Raw genomic sequence first — 20,812 nt, 5'->3', positions numbered from 1 at the left:
GTTTTTTAAACTATATTAAAGTATCCCCTTTTCCACTAAAGTCTCTGCAATTTGAACTGAATTCCAAGCCGCACCTTTTAATAGGTTATCGGAAACAATCCAGAGGTGGAATCCGTTTGGCGTATCAGGATCTTTACGTATTCTTCCGACAAATGTATCTATTTTCCCTTCTGCATATAATGGCATTGGATACAGCTGTTCACTAGGGTTATCCTGCAAAATAACACCTGGTGCATCCATTAGTATTCCCTTGATTTCCGCAACGCTTGCTTCTTTTTCCAGTTCTATATAAACCGATTCTGAATGCCCCGATACAACTGGAACACGTACACAAGTAGCTGCCATTTTCAAGTTTTCATCTTCTAATATTTTCTTCGTTTCTTGAATCATTTTGACTTCTTCAAAAGTAAAATCATTGTCTGTAAATATATCTACTTGAGGCAGTACATTAAATGCTATTGGATAATGTTTTTTATCTTTTTTCACCGGTAATATATCACTCTTCACTTCTTCACCTGCAAGTATAGACTTAGCCTGCTCTCGTAATTCATGAATCGCATGAATGCCAGAACCCGATACAGCTTGATATGTTGAAACGATAATTCTTTCTAAACCAAATGATTTTCGAATCGGCTGAAGTGCTGTTACCATCTGTAATGCTGAACAATTTGGAACTGCAATGATACCTTTATGCTGTTTTAAAGTGTGCGCATTCACTTCCGGAACAACGAGCGGTACACCTTGTGCCATTCGGTACTCACTTGTGTTATCAATTACAATCGCACCACTAGAAACTGCATGAGTTACAAATTGTCTAGATACTTCTCCCCCAGCGCTAAAAAAGGCAATATCTACACCTTCAAAGCTAGTTGTTTTTGCCTCTTGTATAATTATCTCTCGTCCTTTGAATCTTACTTTCTTACCAGCGGATCGTTTTGACGAAAGCAATGTAACTTCAACTATATTAAACTTCATTTCATTCTCTAACAGTTCAATAATTTTTTGCCCTACCGCACCTGTAGCCCCAACAACAGCTACATGATAGCCCTTTTTGATCATCTTTTCTCCTCCAATATCACCTGAATGAATATTTCTACAATTTCATTTTATACAGAATTTAATCATTTGGAAAATTAAAATACATGATATAATCATTCACAAATTATGATAATAAAAGAGGGATCGCTTATGGAAATGAGACATGTTAAAACATTTTGCGCCATTGTGAAGTATGGTAATTTTTCTAAAGCTGCGCACGCGCTAGGTTATGCGCAATCTACTGTTACAGCACATATGAAAGCTTTAGAGAACGATTTACATATTCCTCTTTTCGATCGGTTAGGGAAAAAAGTGCTACTTACAAAAGCCGGTCATCAATTTCATCCTTATGCATTAGAATTACTTTCAATATATGAAAAAGCGCAAGAAATCCCCCAAAATACAGATTATTTAGAAGGTACATTAAGTATTACATCTAATGAATCATTAGCGGTATACCGATTACCACAATTATTACGTACTTACAAACAGAAAAATCCGAAAGTAAATATCGTACTTGAAACGAACACAAATGAACAAGCATTACAAAAATTACGTGAAGGAGAAACAGACGTTGTCTTCATAATTGGAGAAAGTATAGAACATAATGATTTTATTACGCGTACTTTTAGTAATGAAACATTTGGATGGATTTTACCAGCTTATTCCGCTGCACATACAAATCCATTCCAGTTATTACAGGAAACCCAGTTCATTTTTACAGAACAAAGCTGCGGCTATAGGACAATGGTAGATTGTTTTTTACGTCAAAGCGGAAATATTCCAGCTAAAACATTTGAAACTTCCAATGTTGAAGTCATTAAACAATCCGTCATGTGTGAGTTAGGCATTTCAATTCTTCCTTATATCGTTGTACAGGAAAGTTGTCAAAAAGAACAACTATGTTTTCAGCCTATCGAAACTCCATCCGTTATTCAAAGTCATGTAATCTATCATAAATCCAGATGGATTTCCCCGGTGTTACAGTCGTTTCTTTCCTTACTTGAACGAGATTAAGATATTAAGAAGTACATTTAAAAAGAGTAATTGCCTAATAAGCAATTACTCTCTTACATTAATTAGTATATTATTTATTAGTCTGTCCGCCACCTGCAATTAATTTACTACCTGAATATGTACCTTTGTTCATAAACACTTGATTAATTAATTCTTTTTGCTCAGCTTCCGACATTACTCCTTTTCCTTCTCCTAAATTCCCACTTTGTAATTTCCAAATCTTATTGTGATCCCCATCAACCTTTTCATATTTTCCTTGTTTCCATCGTTCTAAAATTTCTACATATGTACTTCCCTGCACAAGATCATTACTCTTTACAATATCAATTAAGCTTTCAATCCGCTCTTGTGTAATAAAAATATAGCCCCACTTTTGATCAGCTTTCGCTTTTTGATGTGCCATTTCATGTAATGCTGTCTGTATGTTCTCATCTGTCCATTTAAAATTTTTATTAAAACCACTATTTGGCAATGAATAATTGCCATTTTCTAAAAGCTTTGCATCTTCTGCTTTTACGTTACTATCAGCTAATACTTCTACTGCTGGAGCAGCTGGTGATGCCTTTTTCGCAGCTGGTTTACTATTATTTAAATAATGCAGCATACCATATGTTAAACCTACTCCGATTACCGCCATACCAGCTATAACACCTATTATTTTCAAAAATGTTTTCATCTCGCTTGTTTCCTCCCAAATATCTCTGTTCTGACTACCTAATTATTTCTTATATAAAAACTGTTACTTCATTCAAAATATCGCATCGCATCCCCTATCATATTATTTATATATACTTCCTCATATTGTATTTCTTTTTCTTTAAAATTGAAAGATTATTCTGTTAAATAATGAAAATATTCTACAAATTTTTCCTTTATATTTATAAAGAAACAAAAAAACAACGAGCGCGTTCTACAACACTCGTTGTTTTTACTTTATGCACGATTTTCTTTTAACCACTTCGTAATAGCATCTAACCTCGAAACATCAAAACGTCTTTCTTCACACACATTCAAATTTTTTGAGTTTCTCACTATTTCTAATTCATTATTTCTTACACTTTTCGCCTCAATTAATTTACAATACCCATCTGTAACAGTATTTAAATTTTCATAATAACGCTGAAACGATTTTGATATATGTAAATGTTTTTCAAAGTTTCTTCTTCTTTTCGTCTCATCAGATACTTTCCGCTTTCTAAGTTCTTCATCGTTCGTATATAAATAAAAATATTGATCCGGAAAACCAATTTCCCTATTTATCATCTTTTCTTTATAAAAATTTTCTATTAAAGATAATGGCTGATTAAATATATCAAAATGAAAGCACCAATTATAACTAAGTGGTTGATATATATCCCCATCGAGTATTACTAATTCATATTGCTCTGACTTCTGAACAGCTATATTCCAGCGCTCAACTTGTTTTTCAAAATACCATGTTCTATGTTCATTTTTTGGCCTTTCAAATAAAGAATTCACTTCAGGTATTATATAAGCACCATAATTCTTTTCTAATTCACGGCACGTGGTACTTTTACCAACAGCGCTTGCTCCCTCAAATGCTATTATCCCCATAGTTTCCCCCTCTTTCATTAACTAAAATTTCGTTGTTTCGCTTTTCTTCCCCATAACTTTCTCCATAAAACAATTGAAGCGATAGTGAGCATGATTGTTGTAATGATACTACCTTCAATTCCGAACGTGCCTCCATGCAATGTTTCTGGTCCATTTGTTATAGACTTAAAAATTGGAGTAGAATATACAGTTGTGCCACTAACTGCAAAGCCATATACATTATATTGAGCCCAGTTCCAAATTGAGTGCCATGCACATATTCCCCACAGACCATCTTCTTTCAATACGTATAAAGCTGCGAAAACACCCACTAATATTATATTCGATATAGATAATATTGTAATTCCCGGATTAAGTAGATGAAGAAATCCAAATAAAAATGAAGTTACAATTATTCCAACCCATATACGACTTCTAACAGAAAGAACCGGGAATAACCAACCTCGTACAATAATTTCTTCCGTTGCCCCTTGTATTAAAAATGCAACTAGAGATCCTACTATTCCTACTATTACTGTTGAGGTAATATGTTGTACTTGCAATTTCACACTCCCCATTAATAATAGTAGAATAACTGGCGTTGAAATAAATACAAACCCTATTAACGCACCTTTTAAATACTTTCTCATCCATTTCTCTTTCCAAAAGCCAATGGATGAAAAAGGTCTTTTTTCTACAAAACGAACCCATATAAATAAAATAAATATAGCTCCGCCAAACGTTAACACCATTCTAACATTGTCATAAATACCTTTCATGAATATCGTTTCAGCTTTTGGTAAAAATAACATAAATAACATAAAAAGTTCGCCTAAAGTCAAAAATATAATGGCTAATATTACAGCAAAGACTGGATGCACCTTTTTTCTCCCTGCTTTTGCTGCTTCAATTATTATAAATGAATTATTTTTCACTTTCTTTTCTCCTTTTATAATATTTAACTACTAACAGTTAACAACCATATTTTACCATAAAAAATGCAATATTAATATTTACTCTAAGTTTTTCTTACATGATTTTGCATAAATCCAAATTAGGAATAATATATAAATAAAAGAGGTGCCTTTGTGCCTTTACTATTATCACCCAGATTACTCAGTGGTATTACCAGCACTTGCTATTTCCAACCATTTGTTGTAAGATAGTAATTAAGGTCAATTTAACACTATATTTTCTTTGCATATTATCAAGTATCAATCAGGACATTTTGTATTCCTTATGGGTTTTTGATAATATGTGAACTTTTATTTTCATTCAAATAAGGCCGATCATATTGTAATTTTTCTACTTTTAGGAGGCATTACCATGACATTAACAGGTAAAGTAAAATGGTTTAACAGCGAAAAAGGTTTCGGTTTCATCGAAGTTGCAGACGGTAACGATGTATTCGTTCACTTCTCAGCTATCACTGGCGACGGCTTCAAGTCTCTTGACGAAGGTCAAGAAGTTAGTTTCGAAGTTGAAGAAGGTAACCGCGGACCTCAAGCTAAAAACGTTGTAAAGCTATAATTCAAACAATAAAAAGGTTGTTACCAGCAAGGTTAACAACCTTTTTAATATATAACTAAAATTTTTTACATAAAAGGAGTGGTTACATGTATCGCAATCGAAAGAACGATGTAGCAGAAGTACCACCAGAACAAACCCCTGTTTGGGAATGTGAATCAGAGGATTGTTTAGGATGGATGAGAAAGAACTTTTCATTTGAAGAAGAGCCTAAATGCCCTTTATGTAAAAGTAGCATGAAAAGCGGAGAACGTTTATTACCTAAATTAGGTTAATTTATAATAAAAAAACCTCTTTTAATTAAGAGGTTTTTTTTATTATAAATTTATGTTCTCAATATCAGTTCGTACTATAGAATACAATAATGCATCGTGTTGCTTATTTCCTTGATGAATATATCCACGCAATAGACCTTCCTTTTGGAAGCCAATTTTAGATAACATTCTACAAGAAGTATCATTTTCAGGATATGTAATAGCTCCAATTCTAAACAAACCTAAATCTTTAAATCCATAATCAATAATTTCTCGAGCTGCTTCCGAAGCGTAACCATTTCCCCAATAACGAGGATGCAGATCATATCCAATCTCAGATCGTTTACTCCATAATTGTAAATTGTTTAGTCCAATTGTTCCTATTAAAACGTTCGTTTCTTTTAACACAATTCCCCATCGTATTGCCTTTTTCTCAAAGTAATTTTTTGAAAAAGATTCGATCATACGTGAAGCTTGTCCAAACTCCGTAAAAGAATTCATACCGTAATAACACGTCACTTCATCCAATGAAAAGATTTCATATATTTTTTGACAATAAGATTGTTCTATTTCAACTAAACGTAAGCGTTCTGTTTCTAATATAGGAAATGCCATAGGATCACTCCTTTCTCTCTACTCATTCATTATATCAGAAAAAATATGTATAATTAGTAAAGTCCTTATTGTTCCATAAGTCAAACATTTCTAATGGCGCATTCCCTCTTTATTCTATATACACGAATTGGATACCTTCTGATTGCGACTCAAACATGACGCTATAATTTCCATAAATCAAATTTTAAATTATAAAGAACTGTAAAGAATTTGTTCCTTCATTTTTTCCTTCTAAACAACCACCCTAACCCATACATTTATGGTAAAATATAGTTAATCCATTTTACGCTATGGAGGTGTAAAAATCTATGTATATATTCATCGGCTTATCCCTCTTACTCATATTACTTATTTTTTTATTCGCAAAAAAATTCACACCAAACTCATTCATGATGACTAGCTTTAAAGGCAATAGCTTTAAGACATTTTCAATCGGTATTTTAATCGCTGCCATACTCTCACTTTCATATGGAACTTATCATGCAGTAACATATCAACCTAGTTATTTAGATATTAAATTAAAAAATCAAAACTATACTGTTTTCGGTAATGTAGGCGAATTCGGTTATTTCTCCGAAGAATTATTAAAAAAAGATACAGAAGTACAACTATATTTCGTCTCTTGGAAAAAAATGCAGTTAAAAAATCCGGTAATACTTATAGAATATCCTTCAGGAAAACAAGAAACATGGAAGCCAAATATCGTATCAATACCGGTAAATAAATTACAAGAAAAACTTGATATAAAAGATATTTATCAACTATCACCGTATTCATTTAAAGAGTCTGGAGAAATAATATTAACAATAAAAGAAAACAATGTAAAAAACAATACAATTTCCATTCAAATAAAATAAATAAAAACTGTTCCTCCATTTTGCTGAAGGGACAGTTTTTATTTATTCTACAGTATTATTTATTTAATGTATCCATTATTTCATTGGCTATATTCTTTCCATTTCCAATACACGCACCAATTCCAACACCATAATATGAGGCACCAGCTAAATATACATTTGGATAAAGATTCATCATTTTTTCTTGTAATGCTTGAACCGCTTCATTATGTTCTAAATGATATTTCGGCATTAAATCTTTCCAATTTGTAACTTCAACTACTTCTGGTTCACCTTTAATTCCGAGACTCTTTTCAATATCATATAAAGCGACTCGTACTAATTCTTCTTCATTGTAATCCTTGATTGTTTCATATACCGGATTGGTACTCTTATAAAACATTCTAACTAATAATTTTTGTTTACCCGATGTATGTTTCCACTTTCGACTTGTCCATGTACAAGCATCACAATGTAAATCACTGTTTTCCGTTACAATAAACCCCGTACCGTCAGCTGGTAGTTGTTCATCTAGTATGTCAAATCCTAAATAAATACTAATAAGAGATGAGTTTTTAAATGTATTAAACTGCTCATTTAACTCATTAGACTGTAATAAAGTTTGCGCTATATCATGTGGAGCTGCTAAAACAACATAATCTGCTTGTATTGTTTCATGATTTGCAAAAGAAATCTCATATCGATCTTCTTGTTTACTTACAGCCGTCGTTATAGCACCTTTTTTTACGACAGTTTCAGTCAGCACTTCTTCTAAGCGATTAATTATCGTAGATAGTCCACCCTTAAATGATACGAATTTTTTATTTCCTGCTGATTGAAATTGTTTTTTATTCTCTTCAAAACCTTTAATAATACTTCCATACTTATTTTTATAATCCAGTAAATACGGTAATGTAGATGCCATTGTAAGCTCATTCAATTTACCAGAATATACGCCTGAAAGCACAGGAGCAATTTGTCTTTCCACTAACTCTTTCCCTAAAAAGCTTTCTAAAAATAGAGCAAGTGATGTATCTTTCGTAAACTCTTTATTTTTCGTTATGAAATCTTTTAAAGCTACGATTTTCCCCTTCGTTGAGACTAGCGTACTGCTAAACAACGACTGGGCGCTCATCGGTATCCCAAATATAGTATCAGAAGGAATCGGATGTAACATGTTTTCAGAATATATGTAAGAAATACCCGTTTCATTATATACCATTTCATTTTCTAAATTTAAATCTTTTACAAGTGGCATAACGTGTTCATTACGAGCAACGATTGAATCCGCTCCTGACTCCATAATGAAATCCTTTTCTTCCACACTATGGATTTTACCACCTAAATACTCTTCTTTCTCAATAAGAATTAAATTTAAATCGATATTATAATCCTTTTTTAATTTTTCTAAATAAAACATAGTAGAAAGTCCCGTTATACCTCCACCGATAACAACAACTGTTTTCATATGTGCTGCGCTCCTAACCGATACAATTAATAATTCCTTTTTATTATAACCAAAAGTCCTTATATTCGACTAGCAAGTTGCGCATTCTGTAAGAAATTAGACAATATATTTTAATATATTTTCAAATTACCTAATAAAAAAGAACTATAACATTTACAAACCCCGTCATAGTTCTCTTTATTTTAAAAACATAAAGTAATTGATTAATTTGTCTAGTTCTTGACTCAATGCCAATACTTTTTCATGTTGAATTCCATAATCCGATACTAAATATAAAAGTTCTTCTTTTTTTATTTCAATTACTTTTTCCAATTTCGCTAGTTCCATGTCGTTTTACATCTCTCCAAAAATAAAATGTATGTATTTCAGTATAGCCTACTTACATAATTAGTAAAAGTAAAATACGCATGTAAAATCTTACATATTTGAAAAAATAATATACTACTAACAAAAAAAGAAACTAGATTAAACATCCTTTTACAGATCATTAACGTTCATTAAGAATGAATAACATAACGGAATTTTTCTAATGTGATATCTTTATAATTTGGAGCTCTCTGTATATGATTAAAATAACTATATGAGAATTTAAATACATGACCAAAATCCCAATCGAATTCACTATAGTCTTTTATCCAAAATATATTTTCAGTTGGTAAAATATTTGCACGTTTAGATTGAATTAAAGGTAATCGATCTATAGGTGAGTGTAAAGTTACTTCCGTATTCAGCTTGAGCTTTTGGCTAGCTCTTAGTACGTATACTAGTTTTAACAGCGGACGTATCCCTCGTTGAAATATATCTATATGTCCTAAATCGTACATTATATTAATTGCGTGGGAGTATGTAAGCAAATGCCCAATTAAATCATGATGTGATTCCGCTCGATAAATACTATTAAATTTCGATAACTCATTTAAAATGAACTGAGATACTTGTGTTGGATTACTCAATTCACTTTGTATCTCCTCTTCAAAACTTAATTGTTTTACTTCTTTCGTCGTATAACCAATCCACGATCTACCTGGAATTGTTTTTCGAAATGATAAAATAAGAGTAGTAATCCCTTCAATTGCTTGATTATCACCCCATTTTTGTAGCTCTTTCATAGCTAATAAACTTAATGACGCATAAATGACGTTATGCCCCACCCAATGAAGCTCATCAATCGTTTGTTCTAAAGATTTTATAATCATATTTTCCGCAATTTTAAAATCTATTTCTTTTTTATCATCAATCATCTCACCAATTTTTTTCTTGTTCAGCATCATCCTTGTTTGCGAATACATATTACGAGCTGTTTCTTCATCAATATTATTATCTTTCATAAAAAAATAACTAGCAATTGCAGCTGCTCCAAAATGTGCATGCCAAATATCATTTGTTTCTTTTTTACATTGAGAAATAATTGAAAGACCGCCTTTCAAAATACTTTTTTCCATTTTCTTTCTCCCCTATTAAAAATCACTATATTTTCATCCTAAAGATGGTGTCAGTACAAATAAAATGTGATTCGATTCATCACTTTTATTCAAAAATCGATGCTTCACATTCGGTGGAATACGTACAACATCGCCTTCTTCTAAATAATATTCTTTTCCCTCCAATTCCACATACACTTCCCCTTTCATAATAACAGCAATCTCTTCCTTATCTTCATGGGAATAATGGCTTTCTGTTGTGTTTGCTCGTTTATTTAAATCCATCATTAACATTTCAATACGTGCTTTCATAAAATCAGGTGTTAATACATCATATACAATGTGATCATTGTTTTCCCGATATACTTTTTTTCGATCTTTTTTCTTAGAAATGAGCGAATCTGTATCGATATCATTAATAAAAAGTGTAAACAGCGGTACATTTAATGCTTTTGCAATTAACTCCAAAACATTTAAAGAAGGATTAGCATGTCCTCTTTCAATTTGGCTAATTAGTGATGTACTAATTCCTGCATAATCAGCGAATTCACGAATTGTCATATTATTTTTCTTACGATAACTTAATACTGTTTGTCCAAGCCTATCATGTATCATAGTAAAACTTCCTTTCATCCATCATAATGCATATTTCATTGTCTTTGTGCTGACATACTAAACAAAGGCAAATAATCCTTTCCTATTATCTCCGGGACTTATATACTTACCTTTGTACATTATATCGTATTAAGTTTATTATAATAAACATTCTATAGGAGGGACAAACTTTGAAATCACCTATTCTTTCATATTTCATCTTATTTTTTGGTGTATTCGCCTTATCAACTTCAGCAATTTTTGTAAAATTGGCAGATGCTCCTGCGACAATCATTGCTTTTTACCGATTATTCTTTGCCACACTGATCCTGTTACCGTTATTACTATTTAATAAAAATAGTCGAAATGAGCTAAAAACTTTAACGAAAAAACAATGGACATTCGGATTCATATCTGGGCTATTTTTAGCTGCACATTATGTACTATGGTTTGAATCATTACAATATACTTCTGTAGCAAGCTCTACAGTTATCGTAACGTTACAACCTTTGTTCTCAATGATTGGTGGTTATTTTTTATTTAAGGAAAGATTTACGAAAGGAGCGGTTATTGGTTTCCTCATCGCTATTTCAGGTAGTATCATCATTGGCTGGAAAGATTTCCAAATTAGTGGAGAAGCTTTATATGGAGATATTTTAGCATTTATTGCTGCCGGTATCATTACTGCTTATTTTTTCATTAGCCAACACGTTCGTAAAGATTTGTCACTTATACCCTATTCAGTAATTAGTTATGGAAGTAGTGCTGGCTTTCTTGGCATATTTGCTTTCACGCAACAAGAATCTTTCATCCATTACTCTACACAAACTTGGTTGTGCTTTATTGGATTAGCTTTCATTGCTACAATTTTAGGACAAACCATTTTTAATTGGTTATTAAAATGGATGAGTGCTACTGTAATTTCAATGAGTATTTTAGGTGAAACAATTGGCACTTGTATACTAGCGTACTTTATATTACATGAGACCATTTCTTTACAACAAGGACTAGGAATTACCGTTATTTTTATTGGTTTAGCATTATTTTTATTGCAGCCAAGTTCTAATAAAAAAGCATGACAGTATACTGTCATGCTTTTAACTATTCATTATGTACAATTAAACCATTCGGTCTAAAACGACTCATCATAATTTCATTAATAAACTTTCCATGAGCTTTCAAATTCCCTATCTTTACTCCCTCTTCTACAAATCCAAATTTTTCATATAAAGCTTTTGCTTTTGGATTCGTTTCTAATACACCTAGTTCTACTCTCTCTAACATTAACCAATTATCAGCCAAATCAAGCATCTTCGTAAGAAGTGCTCTCCCAATTCCTTTATTATGATATTCACTGTCTACCCCAATGAATAAATCGCCTGAATGAGATCTTCGGCCCGGACTTTGTGTTAAACCTACAAACCCAACAACTTCTCCATCATATTCTGCAACAAATTCAAATTGATTTGGTGCTAAATTTCGAATTCTATTTTCCATAGCCTCTACACGCATGCTAGGTAAGAAAACCATATACGGTAAAACGTCATCCTGTATACATATACGATGAATTGCTCTAGCATCTTGTATTTCTACTGCTCTAACGTTGATTCCCATCTTTCTCTCCTCCATATAAATAACAATATATTTGTGTGTTATTCTAGAAACGTTCACGAATGACCTTCTCGCCCGGATTTCTTTATGTCATTTTTACATAATTATTTCGATATAATACTTAATTTCCAAAAAGATTAAAGACTATATGGATATGGATTTGATTAACTTTTCACCTTGTTATATAAATCAAGCAAATTTTCAATCAAAATACCATTTAGTTTCATGCCGACTATATCACAATTTTCTATTTCAATATTTTTCAGATTACTATTACTTATAGTGCTACATTCCAAATCACATTTATCGAATACAATAGGTTCCTTCTCATCTCCAAGACTTGTATTTTTAAATTGCACTCCACCTAAAGTCACCAAATTAAATTTACTACCAGAAAGATTTAAATCTGCATATGATGACCATCTAAAATTTATATTTCTAAACTTGGATTGACTTACATTACAATTACTCATATTCATATTCATTATATTGCTACCAACAAATGAACTGTTTTTTAAATTCACTTGATAATACTCTGTATTTGCTAAATTACAGTTTTCGTATTGACTATTTTTCATATCTTTATTTGTAACTACACTCGCTTTGTTTGAGCTTGTTTTTATTCTTTTCACGTAACAATACTCATCTTCCGATTCAAAAATCATTTGGTAACCCATCTTTTTATAAAAGTGATGATTGTTAATTTGTCTACTAGATGTTTCGAGATCCCAAATCTTTATGTTCGGATATTCCTTTTCTATTAATTTCATAACATGTGATCCAATTCCTTTTCCTTGATAAACAGGATCTACAAAAATACGATCAATTCGACCGTACGACTTACCAGAAATCGTAACTATTATCCCTCCGATTATTTCTTTATCCATTACAACTTTGAAAGAATCCAATTCTTCAATGGAATATTCCATCATTTCAACTGAAGAATATCCTGGCGGTTGAATGTTATAATCAATGACATCATCTTGGCCATATAGCCATTGTTTTGCTTCTGCATCAAATGTTCTTTTCATTATTTCTGTTAATTTCTCAGCATCTAAAATTGTAGCTTTTTCTATAGATATTTTCGTCATTTTCGTTTTCCCCTTCATTATTACAAACCAACCATTTTTGTGAATGGCATAATTATCAATTCACTTTATTACCCCCTATTAAAACATTTATATCCTTTTTTTTAAAAAAACAAAGAAAATTAACACTAATCACCCTCTTTACTATTAAACTACAAATCACCCTATATTTTCCACGATTACTTAATATTAATGAATAATAAAAAGAGACCATGTAATATAAACATGTTCTCTTCTTTTATTCATTTTCAATTTTATCCCGCTATTTGCCGGGCAGTAGGACCCCCACCTCAAAATTCAGCGAAAGCAAAGAAGTTAGGTGGGGGTCGGGCTAATAATCAGCGGGGGCTGACACCCCACTGATTAAAGTTTCACTTTATATAATTAAAAATTAGATATTACTTAAGCCACTCGTTGCAAGTATTACTTAACTGCTGTAAATCTTCTATAAATTGACTCGCATCATATCCATCACAAACCGAATGATGTACTTGTAATGAAACTGGTAGCATAACCTTGTTTCCATCGTTAAAATATTTCCCACAAGTTATAATTGGCAATAGAAAATTTTCATCATTATTAATATTAAGATTAAATCCAGTAAAACTAGTCCAAGGTATGCTAGAAATCGGAAATACATTAGGCGGAATATTTTCTTTCGTGAAAAGACCATGAACACTAGCATAGCATCTCATATCGTCTTCATAATTATTATAAAAAGTGCGGAAATCACTTGAATAATCCGTCCATATACTTGAAAAAGACTTATCATCTTTATGAAAGATTGTATAACTCGGTATCATTTCCTCCCAATAGCCTACAACTCCTTCATCGTTAAAACATGTTCGAAATTTTTTATGATTATTTACTACTCTAGAAATTAAATATATAAAAACGGGATAAAATTTTATTCCCTTTTGATATACTTCCCCTAATAACATCGTGATATCAACATTCACAGTCATACTAAATGTACATTTCAACTTAAAATAATGCTCAAAATACCGCTCTCTATTCCAATCTTCTCTATCAATTACATGAAACTTCATTCTAATAGCCTCCTAAAATTTTCTTTTTATTTTAGAAGGCTAATTCCCTTGCTCTTACCATACTTGTTCACTCCTAACAGTTTACAACTCACCCTAATTATTCATTTAATTATATAACATATGTAAGAATCAATTCACATATTTCTGGAAATCCATCCACATACTATAGATAAATCAAATGAAATTTGGAGGATACATACATGAATAACAAAAATATGAATAAAAAAGAAAATGTTACTGAAAACACTACATCTATTCAAAATAATAATACTGCAAATCTTACTATCGAAGAACAAGCAATGAACGGCTTATACGGGATGCCCGAAACAACAATTGAAGATGCTGATCACGCTGCAGCTGATGGTTTGACTTCAAAAAATTAATTAACTACATTGAAAAAAGCCAAGGAAAATATCCTTGGCTTTTTTAACTATGCATCCACCTTTTGTATTTCTTCACTCTTTCTTGAAAGTTTACCTGGCCAAAAAGCAAATCGGCCTAAAACTACTGTAATCGCGGGTACAAGTAACGGTCTTACGATAAACGTATCTAGTAATACGCCAATTGCAGTTACAATGCCAAATTGAACTAATACTTGAATTGGAAGTGTACCTAACACTGCAAAAGTTCCTGCTAAAATTAAACCTGCCGATGTAATAACACTACCTGTTTGTATTACACCATTTTTTACTGCATCCAAGTGATTTTGTGTCTTTCTGTTTTTCCATATTTCTGAAACCATAAAAATATTATAATCTTCACCTAAAGCAACTAAAAATACGAATGCGTACAACGGTATCGCACCTTGAATGGCCGGCGCTCCCATACCGTAATGAAGTAATACCCATCCTGCTCCTAACGCTGAGAAGAATGATAAGACAACAGTTACAATTAAATAAACCATTGCAACAACCGATCGTAAATAGACAAGTAATAGTAAAGCGATAATGCTAATCATTACTGGAATAATTACTGATTCATCACGTTCCGTAATTTGCTTTGTATCATATAATGAAGCTGTTTCTCCACCAATCCACAATTGCTCTTCAGCATTACTAATCCCAGCATCTTTTAATACTTTTTCCACACTGTTTTTCAATTTAGGAATTTGATCTAATGCTTCAATTGCGTATGGATTTTCCGCTAAAGAAACTTCATACATTTGTATTTGCTTATTTTCTTTTCCCTCTTTTGGCTCTTTCACTGTATTTACGAAAGAAAATTTCTCTAGTTCTTGTTTAATAGGAAGCTCTTTGCCTTTCGTATCAACAACAACTTTTATTGGTGCTAGTTCACCAGCTGAGAAATGATCACTAATTAACGTAAACCCTTCACGAGAAGGCATATCCTTTGGAAACGACTCTAATAAGTCATATGTGTATTGAATACGTGGTACGAATGAAGCCAATCCGCCTAATACAAATACAGTTAGCATAATTATTGTCCATGGTCTTCGTACTACAATATCTCCAAGTTTTTTACTAAAGGAGCCTTTTGATTTTTTAACTTTTACAGCCCTCTTTTTCTTTCTTGCAAACTCCTCATTCATTGAATTTGTTCTCGGTATAAACGGGAAAAATGCAATTCTACCGAAAATTAATAATAGTGCTGGTAAAATCGTTAAAGCCGCGATTCCCATTATAAATACAGCAACACTAAATGGTACTGCAAATCGATGAAAGGCACCATAATGAGCAAGTAGTAATGTTCCTAATCCAAGTACAACAGTTAACGCACTCATTATTATTGCACCGCCAGATGCTTTAATCGCAAGTTGCAATGCTTTATATTTACTTTCTTCTTCTAACAAGTACTCTCTATATCTCGAAATTAAAAATAGACAATAGTCCGTTCCAGCGCCAAACAATAATACTGTCATAATTGATATCGCTTGGGCATCTACTTTAATCCATCCGTGATCAGCTAAAAAACCGAGTGTAGGACTAATAATACCGTATGCAAAGCCAACAACAAGTATAGGTAAAATCGCTAAAATTGGTGAACGATACAGTAAAATTAACAAAACTAACACTAGTAGTACAGTAGCCACTAACAATTTCACATCTGCTTGACTAAATAAACTAACTGCATCCGTTTGAATACCTACAGGTCCTGATAATCGAACATGTAAACCAGATTCACTTATTTTTTGTTTAAATGGATCTTCATCCACCTTACTATTCACTATTTTTCTAAACTCTTCAAGATTTCCTTTTAATATATCCGTACCAGCAGATTTATTAAAAAATACCGGTGTAACAAATGATGTACCATCTTTTGACGCACTTTTTGATAATACTTGCTCTGGAATTGTATCAAATGGTGGTAACGTTGATTGTTCTTTTAAAGGACTAGATTTTAACTCTTTATAAACATCTTGTATGAGTTTATAATCCTGTGACTGTAATCCACCATCTCTATACCATACTACTAGCAAAGGATTCCCTGCATTATTCGGAAACTCTTTTTTCATAAGCGCTTCCGCTTGCTGTGACATAGCTGTTTCAGGTAAATTTTTCGGATTCGGTTCTTTCGTACTGTTTACTTGTGGTAACGTAAATGAAAGTAATAATGTAATAAGAACCCACACCGATAAAGTGATCCACTGCGTATTTCTCCCTGCTACAAGCCTCCCTAACATATGTAACGGGTGCTTTTTCATAAAAACCCACCTTCCTTTTTTCCTCCATTATTAATTATATATACTGGTCGGTTAATTAATCAAGAATGATTGAAAATTATGTTATAATTATCTCAATCATAAATGTCAGGAGCGAATGTATTTGGAACAAAAACAACGTCCTCTCGGAAGGCCGCGTCAAAATAAAAATACAAAATCTACAAAAGAAAACATTTTAGAAGTAGCAACCCGCTTATTTCTTACACAAAATTATCAAGTCGTTTCTATGGATGAGGTCGCAAAAGTTTGTGGTGTTACGAAAGCAACTGTCTACTATTACTATTCAACAAAAGCCGATTTATTTACCGCTACTATGATCGAAATGATGGTACGTATACGTGAGAATATGTCTCAAATACTCTCTACAAACAAAACTTTAGAAGAAAGATTATTAGACTTCGCTAAAGTTTACTTACACGCAACGATGGATATTGATATGAAAAATTTTATGAAAGATGCAAAACTGTCGTTATCTGAAGAACAATTGAAACAATTAAAAAATGCTGAAGATAATATGTATGAAGTACTAGAAAAAGCACTCGATAATGCTATGCACATCGGAGAAATTCCGAAAGGAAACGCTAAATTTGCGGCTCATGCTTTCGTATCTTTATTATCTATTGGGAATTTTAAAGATGAAAATCACAATCCTATTCTTGCAAATATAGATGAATTAGCACAAGAAATCGTTTCTTTTTATTGGAACGGATTAGGTCATTCATATTAAACAGATTTCCTTTAATAAAAAAGCATGTTTGAATTTTTTTCAAACATGTTTTTTTATAATTTAGCATCCATTATCTAAAAATTATTATCTTCGACTTTTATAAATTTTGAAGTTGAATCTTTATATTCCCCTTACTTAATCCCCCATGGTAACAAACTACAGATTCAATATCTAGATTTAAATACTTCTTCAAAGACTGCCGTGCTTCCATAATATTTAAAGTTGTTGGGGCATGAACTCCTCCTAACACTCCATTCACACTATACATCGAGTCTCCAGCGACAAGAATTTTACTTTGTTTCAAATATAAACTAATATGCCCCGGAGTATGCCCTGGAGTATGGAGAATTAGTATTCCACCGCAATACGGAAGTTCTTGCCCGTCAATCACAGTGTCACTCACTTTTCCTTTTGGTCGGTTCTCTATATTTCCGTCCTTCAATAAAGGTAAATCCCCCTCGATATATGGCTTATCTAGTTCGTGCGCATAAACTTTAATATTACTTCGACAGCGCTGCAACAATTCCGGAAGACTACCTATATGATCAATATCCTGATGCGTCAAAATCACGAATTTTAACTTATCAAATGATACCCTAACCTTTTCCATCTCTACTTGTATATCTTCAATTTGTCCTGGGAAACCCGTATCTATTAATACTGCCATTTCATCATCCCATAAAAGAATTGGATGAATAACAAATTCTTGAAATTCAAGTTGTAACATTTCTATCCCTTTAGCAATCTGCATACAGCCATTCTCCTTTATGTTGAAGTTTGAAAATATGTACGAGTAAACTGAAAATATAAAGTGAAACTTTAATCAGTGGGGGTTTTACTGCCCGGCAAATAGCGGGATAAAGCGCCTCTATCTTATAATATGTTTTGTCATACCAATAGAGAATGCCTCAAACCCTATAGATTCATAGTAAGATTGCAATTTTTCTACACACATAAGTTGTGGAATAACCTTGTTTTGTTCACAGTGTTGGATTAATCGTCCCACTATTTCTCTCCCAATACCAATGGACTGATATTTTGGCAATACACCAACTCCACAAATAATGCCTGTTATGACTCCATCTGATATGACACGCCCCATCCCTACCAACCTCTTATCATCAAAAACATAAATTGCATACCAACTTTGCTTACACATTCGTTCTAACTCGTTAACCGTTAATTTAAGAGAATTCCATCCTAAAGATTCGTATAAGGATAATAATCCATTAAAATCTGTAGGATGTTCACTTGTGTAGCGTATACTATTTTCCATGTAAATACTCCCTATTCTCTGGCTTGTTTATATTTCATAAAATTCCCTTTACACAAATCTGATCGATGTAAAAATAACTAGAACAAACTTCAATAAGAAAGATAGAATTCCTTCTCAATATAAAATAAAAAGAAGTTACCTCACTTAAGATAACTTCTTTTATATAAGACTCTCATTATATTATTAACCAAAAAATATACAACTGCATACGATTAGCACAAACAAAACTAATAAACCATTTGAGAAATAACCCATAGAATACTACCCCTTTATTTCATTATGTAAAAGATTTTATCATAAAATTATTTACAACATAATAACCGAAAAAGACATTGTATTCATTAGTTATATACGTTTAGTAATATTTTATTTTCGGTTATATTCTCGTTCCCTGAAAGTGCTTATCATACTCTTCTACTTCAGTTCATATAAGTTCAAAATATTAAATAATAAGTAAAAAAGACCTCCACCTTACGAGATCTTTTTTACTTATTTTCCAAATACACTAATTGATTCTTCCTCAATTACAAGTAAACAATTAGCATATTACATAATTTAATATCCCAATAGCCAATTCAACTCTATTAATTCGGTTCGACCTTAATATCCCCCTTTTATTCCAAAAACTCAATAATCGTTTCACATACTTTATCCATCTCCTCGATATCTGGGAAATGTCCACTATTTTCAAATATAACAAGTTTACCATTTTTCAATTGTCTCGTTATTCTATAACTCATTCCTACACCCGTGTTATAGTCATGCGCTCCAACTATGACACACGTATCAATTTCTAAACCTTTAATACGCTCAATAAGCGGTAAAGATGCTTTTGTTCCAAAAATAACTTTGCTCATCTTCCCTGTATTACTTAACTGACTTTCCTCCCAAAGACTCCGATTTAGCTTTGCAAATTCTTCATTTTTAAACAATAGTCGATCTACAGCTTTTGTATCAACTATACTCCAAACTTGATTATACCTTTCTTTTAAAGGAATTTCTGACTTACTTATTATCAATATTTGTTCTTTCATTTCCCCTTTCGTTACTTGTAGAAAACCTTCTATCTGCACAGTATACATATCATTAAAATCATCTAACGATGGTGCTTGTAATACCATTTGTTCAACATTTTTTGGATATTTCAAAGCATACTCTAAACAAATTTGTCCACCAAAAGAATATCCTAACAAATTTATCTTCTCTACATGTAATTGCTTTCTTAATTCCTCTAAATCTTCGACTAGAGTATTGATTGAGTACTCACCGTCATCTTGTGGTGCCTCACTTCGTCCGCAACCTCTTTGTTCGTAATAAACTACAGTCATATTTCCTTCTAACTTCAAACCAAGCGTTCTTTCGAATACATAATGATTACCACCTGGACCACCATGTACTATAATAAGAGGGACTGTATTATGAGCTGTCCCTGCAACTTTACACCAATGCATAATCCCATTGATTTTCAAATAGTGTATACCATCTTGCAACATTAACTGATTCATTTATCCTCTCTCCTCATCGCTCACTTATTACTATCTAAATGTATAAGTTCTGACCATTTACACTTTTCCCCTTTATATTCTTTAGACACTATCCTCATTTATATGAATAGCTTTCTTATTCAAAAATAGATTTTTAAAAATTCCTACTCCCACAATTAATAAACCTATACCAACTAATTTATTTACTTGTAATGGAACACTCTCCATTCCAAATAATCCGAATATATCAATGCATAACGCAACGACCAATTGAGTAATAAGACTAATTAGCACCGTATATGCTGGGCCTAAGCTCTTTATTGCACCCATTATACAAATAATTAACCCGATACCAAACAGTCCACTTACATAAAACAAATAATTTGTAGTATACACTTTAATGTTAATACTGTTTTCTGTAATGATATAAAATAGAATAGAACTAATGAGACCTATTCCAAGGACACATGTAGTTGTTAACCACTGTCCTACATTTTCATTTACTTTTGCATTAAAAACAGATTGTACGCTAATTAATATTCCTGCTAATATAGCTAAACTAAATCCAATCAA

The 20,812-nt window shown here is 32.1% G+C and carries 24 protein-coding genes; 7 read left to right on the top strand and 17 right to left on the bottom strand.

Going from position 1 to position 20,812, the window contains the following annotated elements:
- Positions 1-15: 15 nt before the first annotated feature.
- Entirely contained in the window at positions 16-1,059 is a 1,044-nt protein-coding gene (locus ACTL4X_RS11640) for an aspartate-semialdehyde dehydrogenase (RefSeq protein ID WP_000591709.1), read from the bottom strand.
- A 129-nt stretch (positions 1,060-1,188) separates the two neighbouring features.
- On the opposite strand from ACTL4X_RS11640, the gene ACTL4X_RS11635 reads away from it, so the two are divergent.
- Positions 1,189-2,055: a LysR family transcriptional regulator gene (locus tag ACTL4X_RS11635; RefSeq protein ID WP_000425895.1), complete on the top strand. Its 867-nt coding sequence runs from the start codon at positions 1,189-1,191 to the stop codon at positions 2,053-2,055.
- Between the two features lie 70 nt (positions 2,056-2,125).
- Here ACTL4X_RS11635 and ACTL4X_RS11630 read toward each other — a convergent pair whose 3' ends face one another.
- The 3 genes from ACTL4X_RS11630 to ACTL4X_RS11620 form a co-directional block, all read right to left on the bottom strand.
- Positions 2,126-2,731: a PRK06770 family protein gene (locus tag ACTL4X_RS11630; RefSeq protein WP_000846982.1), complete on the bottom strand. Its 606-nt coding sequence runs from the start codon at positions 2,729-2,731 to the stop codon at positions 2,126-2,128.
- Positions 2,732-2,988: 257 nt separating this feature from the next.
- Positions 2,989-3,648, bottom strand: coding sequence for an AAA family ATPase (locus ACTL4X_RS11625; protein WP_119683340.1), 660 nt, complete (start codon positions 3,646-3,648; stop codon positions 2,989-2,991).
- Entirely contained in the window at positions 3,648-4,544 is an 897-nt protein-coding gene (locus ACTL4X_RS11620) for a CPBP family intramembrane glutamic endopeptidase (protein WP_000794822.1), read from the bottom strand. Before ACTL4X_RS11620 ends, ACTL4X_RS11625 begins: the two co-directional genes overlap by 1 nt.
- Positions 4,545-4,935: 391 nt before the next feature.
- Here ACTL4X_RS11620 and cspD point away from each other — a divergent pair, with 391 nt between their 5' ends.
- Both cspD and ACTL4X_RS11610 read left to right on the top strand, forming a co-directional pair.
- The gene (cspD, locus tag ACTL4X_RS11615; protein ID WP_000176366.1) at positions 4,936-5,139 is read left to right on the top strand and encodes a cold-shock protein CspD; all 204 of its coding nucleotides are present in this window, start codon (positions 4,936-4,938) and stop codon (positions 5,137-5,139) included.
- 86 nt (positions 5,140-5,225) lie between these two features.
- Entirely contained in the window at positions 5,226-5,411 is a 186-nt protein-coding gene (locus ACTL4X_RS11610; RefSeq protein WP_000286203.1) for a cold-shock protein, read from the top strand.
- Positions 5,412-5,453: 42 nt separating this feature from the next.
- On the opposite strand, the gene ACTL4X_RS11605 is transcribed toward ACTL4X_RS11610, so the two are convergent.
- Positions 5,454-6,005, bottom strand: coding sequence for a GNAT family N-acetyltransferase (locus ACTL4X_RS11605; protein WP_000885397.1), 552 nt, complete (start codon positions 6,003-6,005; stop codon positions 5,454-5,456).
- Positions 6,006-6,313: 308 nt separating this feature from the next.
- Here ACTL4X_RS11605 and ACTL4X_RS11600 point away from each other — a divergent pair, with 308 nt between their 5' ends.
- Positions 6,314-6,862, top strand: a complete 549-nt coding sequence (locus tag ACTL4X_RS11600; protein WP_000275236.1) for a hypothetical protein — start codon at positions 6,314-6,316, stop codon at positions 6,860-6,862.
- A 55-nt stretch (positions 6,863-6,917) separates the two neighbouring features.
- Here the strand turns inward: ACTL4X_RS11600 and ACTL4X_RS11595 are convergent, their stop codons facing one another.
- The 4 genes from ACTL4X_RS11595 to ACTL4X_RS11580 form a co-directional block, all read right to left on the bottom strand.
- Positions 6,918-8,309 carry a protoporphyrinogen oxidase gene (locus ACTL4X_RS11595; protein WP_441395040.1) on the bottom strand — a complete coding sequence of 464 codons (1,392 nt, stop codon included), beginning with the start codon at positions 8,307-8,309 and terminating at the stop codon, positions 6,918-6,920.
- 177 nt (positions 8,310-8,486) lie between these two features.
- Positions 8,487-8,636 carry an aspartyl-phosphate phosphatase Spo0E family protein gene (locus ACTL4X_RS11590; protein ID WP_000417698.1) on the bottom strand — a complete coding sequence of 50 codons (150 nt, stop codon included), beginning with the start codon at positions 8,634-8,636 and terminating at the stop codon, positions 8,487-8,489.
- 170 nt (positions 8,637-8,806) lie between these two features.
- Positions 8,807-9,751, bottom strand: a complete 945-nt coding sequence (locus ACTL4X_RS11585) for a hypothetical protein (protein ID WP_000415695.1) — start codon at positions 9,749-9,751, stop codon at positions 8,807-8,809.
- A 33-nt stretch (positions 9,752-9,784) separates the two neighbouring features.
- Positions 9,785-10,345 carry a helix-turn-helix domain-containing protein gene (locus tag ACTL4X_RS11580; protein WP_000581032.1) on the bottom strand — a complete coding sequence of 187 codons (561 nt, stop codon included), beginning with the start codon at positions 10,343-10,345 and terminating at the stop codon, positions 9,785-9,787.
- Positions 10,346-10,515: 170 nt separating this feature from the next.
- Between ACTL4X_RS11580 and ACTL4X_RS11575 the strand changes: the two genes are divergently transcribed.
- On the top strand, positions 10,516-11,403 hold the full coding sequence (locus ACTL4X_RS11575; RefSeq protein WP_441395039.1) for a DMT family transporter: 888 nt from the start codon (positions 10,516-10,518) through the stop codon (positions 11,401-11,403).
- Positions 11,404-11,425: 22 nt separating this feature from the next.
- Here ACTL4X_RS11575 and ACTL4X_RS11570 read toward each other — a convergent pair whose 3' ends face one another.
- The 3 genes from ACTL4X_RS11570 to catA all read right to left on the bottom strand — a co-directional run bounded on the left by ACTL4X_RS11570 (position 11,426) and on the right by catA (position 14,072).
- Positions 11,426-11,938 carry a GNAT family N-acetyltransferase gene (locus ACTL4X_RS11570; protein ID WP_000512619.1) on the bottom strand — a complete coding sequence of 171 codons (513 nt, stop codon included), beginning with the start codon at positions 11,936-11,938 and terminating at the stop codon, positions 11,426-11,428.
- A 161-nt stretch (positions 11,939-12,099) separates the two neighbouring features.
- Entirely contained in the window at positions 12,100-13,044 is a 945-nt protein-coding gene (locus tag ACTL4X_RS11565; protein ID WP_002025165.1) for a GNAT family N-acetyltransferase, read from the bottom strand.
- Between the two features lie 377 nt (positions 13,045-13,421).
- Positions 13,422-14,072 (bottom strand): type A chloramphenicol O-acetyltransferase, encoded by a 651-nt coding sequence (gene catA, locus ACTL4X_RS11560; RefSeq protein WP_441395038.1) that lies wholly within the window; start codon positions 14,070-14,072, stop codon positions 13,422-13,424.
- Between the two features lie 200 nt (positions 14,073-14,272).
- Between catA and ACTL4X_RS11555 the strand changes: the two genes are divergently transcribed.
- Positions 14,273-14,455: a DUF4021 domain-containing protein gene (locus ACTL4X_RS11555; protein WP_001060658.1), complete on the top strand. Its 183-nt coding sequence runs from the start codon at positions 14,273-14,275 to the stop codon at positions 14,453-14,455.
- Between the two features lie 47 nt (positions 14,456-14,502).
- Here the strand turns inward: ACTL4X_RS11555 and ACTL4X_RS11550 are convergent, their stop codons facing one another.
- Positions 14,503-16,734 (bottom strand): MMPL family transporter, encoded by a 2,232-nt coding sequence (locus ACTL4X_RS11550; RefSeq protein WP_098771715.1) that lies wholly within the window; start codon positions 16,732-16,734, stop codon positions 14,503-14,505.
- 121 nt (positions 16,735-16,855) lie between these two features.
- Here ACTL4X_RS11550 and ACTL4X_RS11545 point away from each other — a divergent pair, with 121 nt between their 5' ends.
- Complete coding sequence (locus tag ACTL4X_RS11545) at positions 16,856-17,479, top strand: TetR/AcrR family transcriptional regulator (RefSeq protein WP_000436013.1); 624 nt, start codon at positions 16,856-16,858, stop codon at positions 17,477-17,479.
- A gap of 97 nt (positions 17,480-17,576) precedes the next feature.
- On the opposite strand, the gene ACTL4X_RS11540 is transcribed toward ACTL4X_RS11545, so the two are convergent.
- The 4 genes from ACTL4X_RS11540 to ACTL4X_RS11525 all read right to left on the bottom strand — a co-directional run bounded on the left by ACTL4X_RS11540 (position 17,577) and on the right by ACTL4X_RS11525 (position 20,812).
- Positions 17,577-18,230 (bottom strand): MBL fold metallo-hydrolase, encoded by a 654-nt coding sequence (locus tag ACTL4X_RS11540; RefSeq protein WP_441395037.1) that lies wholly within the window; start codon positions 18,228-18,230, stop codon positions 17,577-17,579.
- A 117-nt stretch (positions 18,231-18,347) separates the two neighbouring features.
- On the bottom strand, positions 18,348-18,755 hold the full coding sequence (locus tag ACTL4X_RS11535) for a GNAT family N-acetyltransferase (protein ID WP_078386653.1): 408 nt from the start codon (positions 18,753-18,755) through the stop codon (positions 18,348-18,350).
- A gap of 614 nt (positions 18,756-19,369) precedes the next feature.
- The gene (locus tag ACTL4X_RS11530) at positions 19,370-20,260 is read right to left on the bottom strand and encodes an alpha/beta fold hydrolase (protein ID WP_016122472.1); all 891 of its coding nucleotides are present in this window, start codon (positions 20,258-20,260) and stop codon (positions 19,370-19,372) included.
- An 81-nt stretch (positions 20,261-20,341) separates the two neighbouring features.
- Complete coding sequence (locus ACTL4X_RS11525) at positions 20,342-20,812, bottom strand: DMT family transporter (RefSeq protein ID WP_414209085.1); 471 nt, start codon at positions 20,810-20,812, stop codon at positions 20,342-20,344.

This window comes from Bacillus sp. RE35 (genome assembly GCF_052146655.1).
In the GTDB taxonomy this organism is placed as follows: domain Bacteria; phylum Bacillota; class Bacilli; order Bacillales; family Bacillaceae_G; genus Bacillus_A; species Bacillus_A cereus.
Note: the sequence above shows the minus strand (reverse complement) of the source record. Positions and strands in the feature narration are given on the sequence as shown.

Coding starts and splice junctions, on each gene's coding strand:
- ACTL4X_RS11640 (WP_000591709.1), bottom strand. CDS start 1,059: ATGATCAAAAAGGGCTATCATGTAGCTGTTGTTGGGGCTACAGGTGCG.
- ACTL4X_RS11635 (WP_000425895.1), top strand. CDS start 1,189: ATGGAAATGAGACATGTTAAAACATTTTGCGCCATTGTGAAGTATGGT.
- ACTL4X_RS11630 (WP_000846982.1), bottom strand. CDS start 2,731: ATGAAAACATTTTTGAAAATAATAGGTGTTATAGCTGGTATGGCGGTA.
- ACTL4X_RS11625 (WP_119683340.1), bottom strand. CDS start 3,648: ATGAAAGAGGGGGAAACTATGGGGATAATAGCATTTGAGGGAGCAAGC.
- cspD (WP_000176366.1), top strand. CDS start 4,936: ATGACATTAACAGGTAAAGTAAAATGGTTTAACAGCGAAAAAGGTTTC.
- ACTL4X_RS11610 (WP_000286203.1), top strand. CDS start 5,226: ATGTATCGCAATCGAAAGAACGATGTAGCAGAAGTACCACCAGAACAA.
- ACTL4X_RS11605 (WP_000885397.1), bottom strand. CDS start 6,005: ATGGCATTTCCTATATTAGAAACAGAACGCTTACGTTTAGTTGAAATA.
- ACTL4X_RS11600 (WP_000275236.1), top strand. CDS start 6,314: ATGTATATATTCATCGGCTTATCCCTCTTACTCATATTACTTATTTTT.
- ACTL4X_RS11595 (WP_441395040.1), bottom strand. CDS start 8,309: ATGAAAACAGTTGTTGTTATCGGTGGAGGTATAACGGGACTTTCTACT.
- ACTL4X_RS11590 (WP_000417698.1), bottom strand. CDS start 8,636: ATGGAACTAGCGAAATTGGAAAAAGTAATTGAAATAAAAAAAGAAGAA.
- ACTL4X_RS11585 (WP_000415695.1), bottom strand. CDS start 9,751: ATGGAAAAAAGTATTTTGAAAGGCGGTCTTTCAATTATTTCTCAATGT.
- ACTL4X_RS11580 (WP_000581032.1), bottom strand. CDS start 10,345: ATGATACATGATAGGCTTGGACAAACAGTATTAAGTTATCGTAAGAAA.
- ACTL4X_RS11570 (WP_000512619.1), bottom strand. CDS start 11,938: ATGGGAATCAACGTTAGAGCAGTAGAAATACAAGATGCTAGAGCAATT.
- ACTL4X_RS11565 (WP_002025165.1), bottom strand. CDS start 13,044: ATGAAGGGGAAAACGAAAATGACGAAAATATCTATAGAAAAAGCTACA.
- catA (WP_441395038.1), bottom strand. CDS start 14,072: ATGAAGTTTCATGTAATTGATAGAGAAGATTGGAATAGAGAGCGGTAT.
- ACTL4X_RS11555 (WP_001060658.1), top strand. CDS start 14,273: ATGAATAACAAAAATATGAATAAAAAAGAAAATGTTACTGAAAACACT.
- ACTL4X_RS11550 (WP_098771715.1), bottom strand. CDS start 16,734: ATGAAAAAGCACCCGTTACATATGTTAGGGAGGCTTGTAGCAGGGAGA.
- ACTL4X_RS11540 (WP_441395037.1), bottom strand. CDS start 18,230: ATGCAGATTGCTAAAGGGATAGAAATGTTACAACTTGAATTTCAAGAA.
- ACTL4X_RS11535 (WP_078386653.1), bottom strand. CDS start 18,755: ATGGAAAATAGTATACGCTACACAAGTGAACATCCTACAGATTTTAAT.
- ACTL4X_RS11530 (WP_016122472.1), bottom strand. CDS start 20,260: ATGAATCAGTTAATGTTGCAAGATGGTATACACTATTTGAAAATCAAT.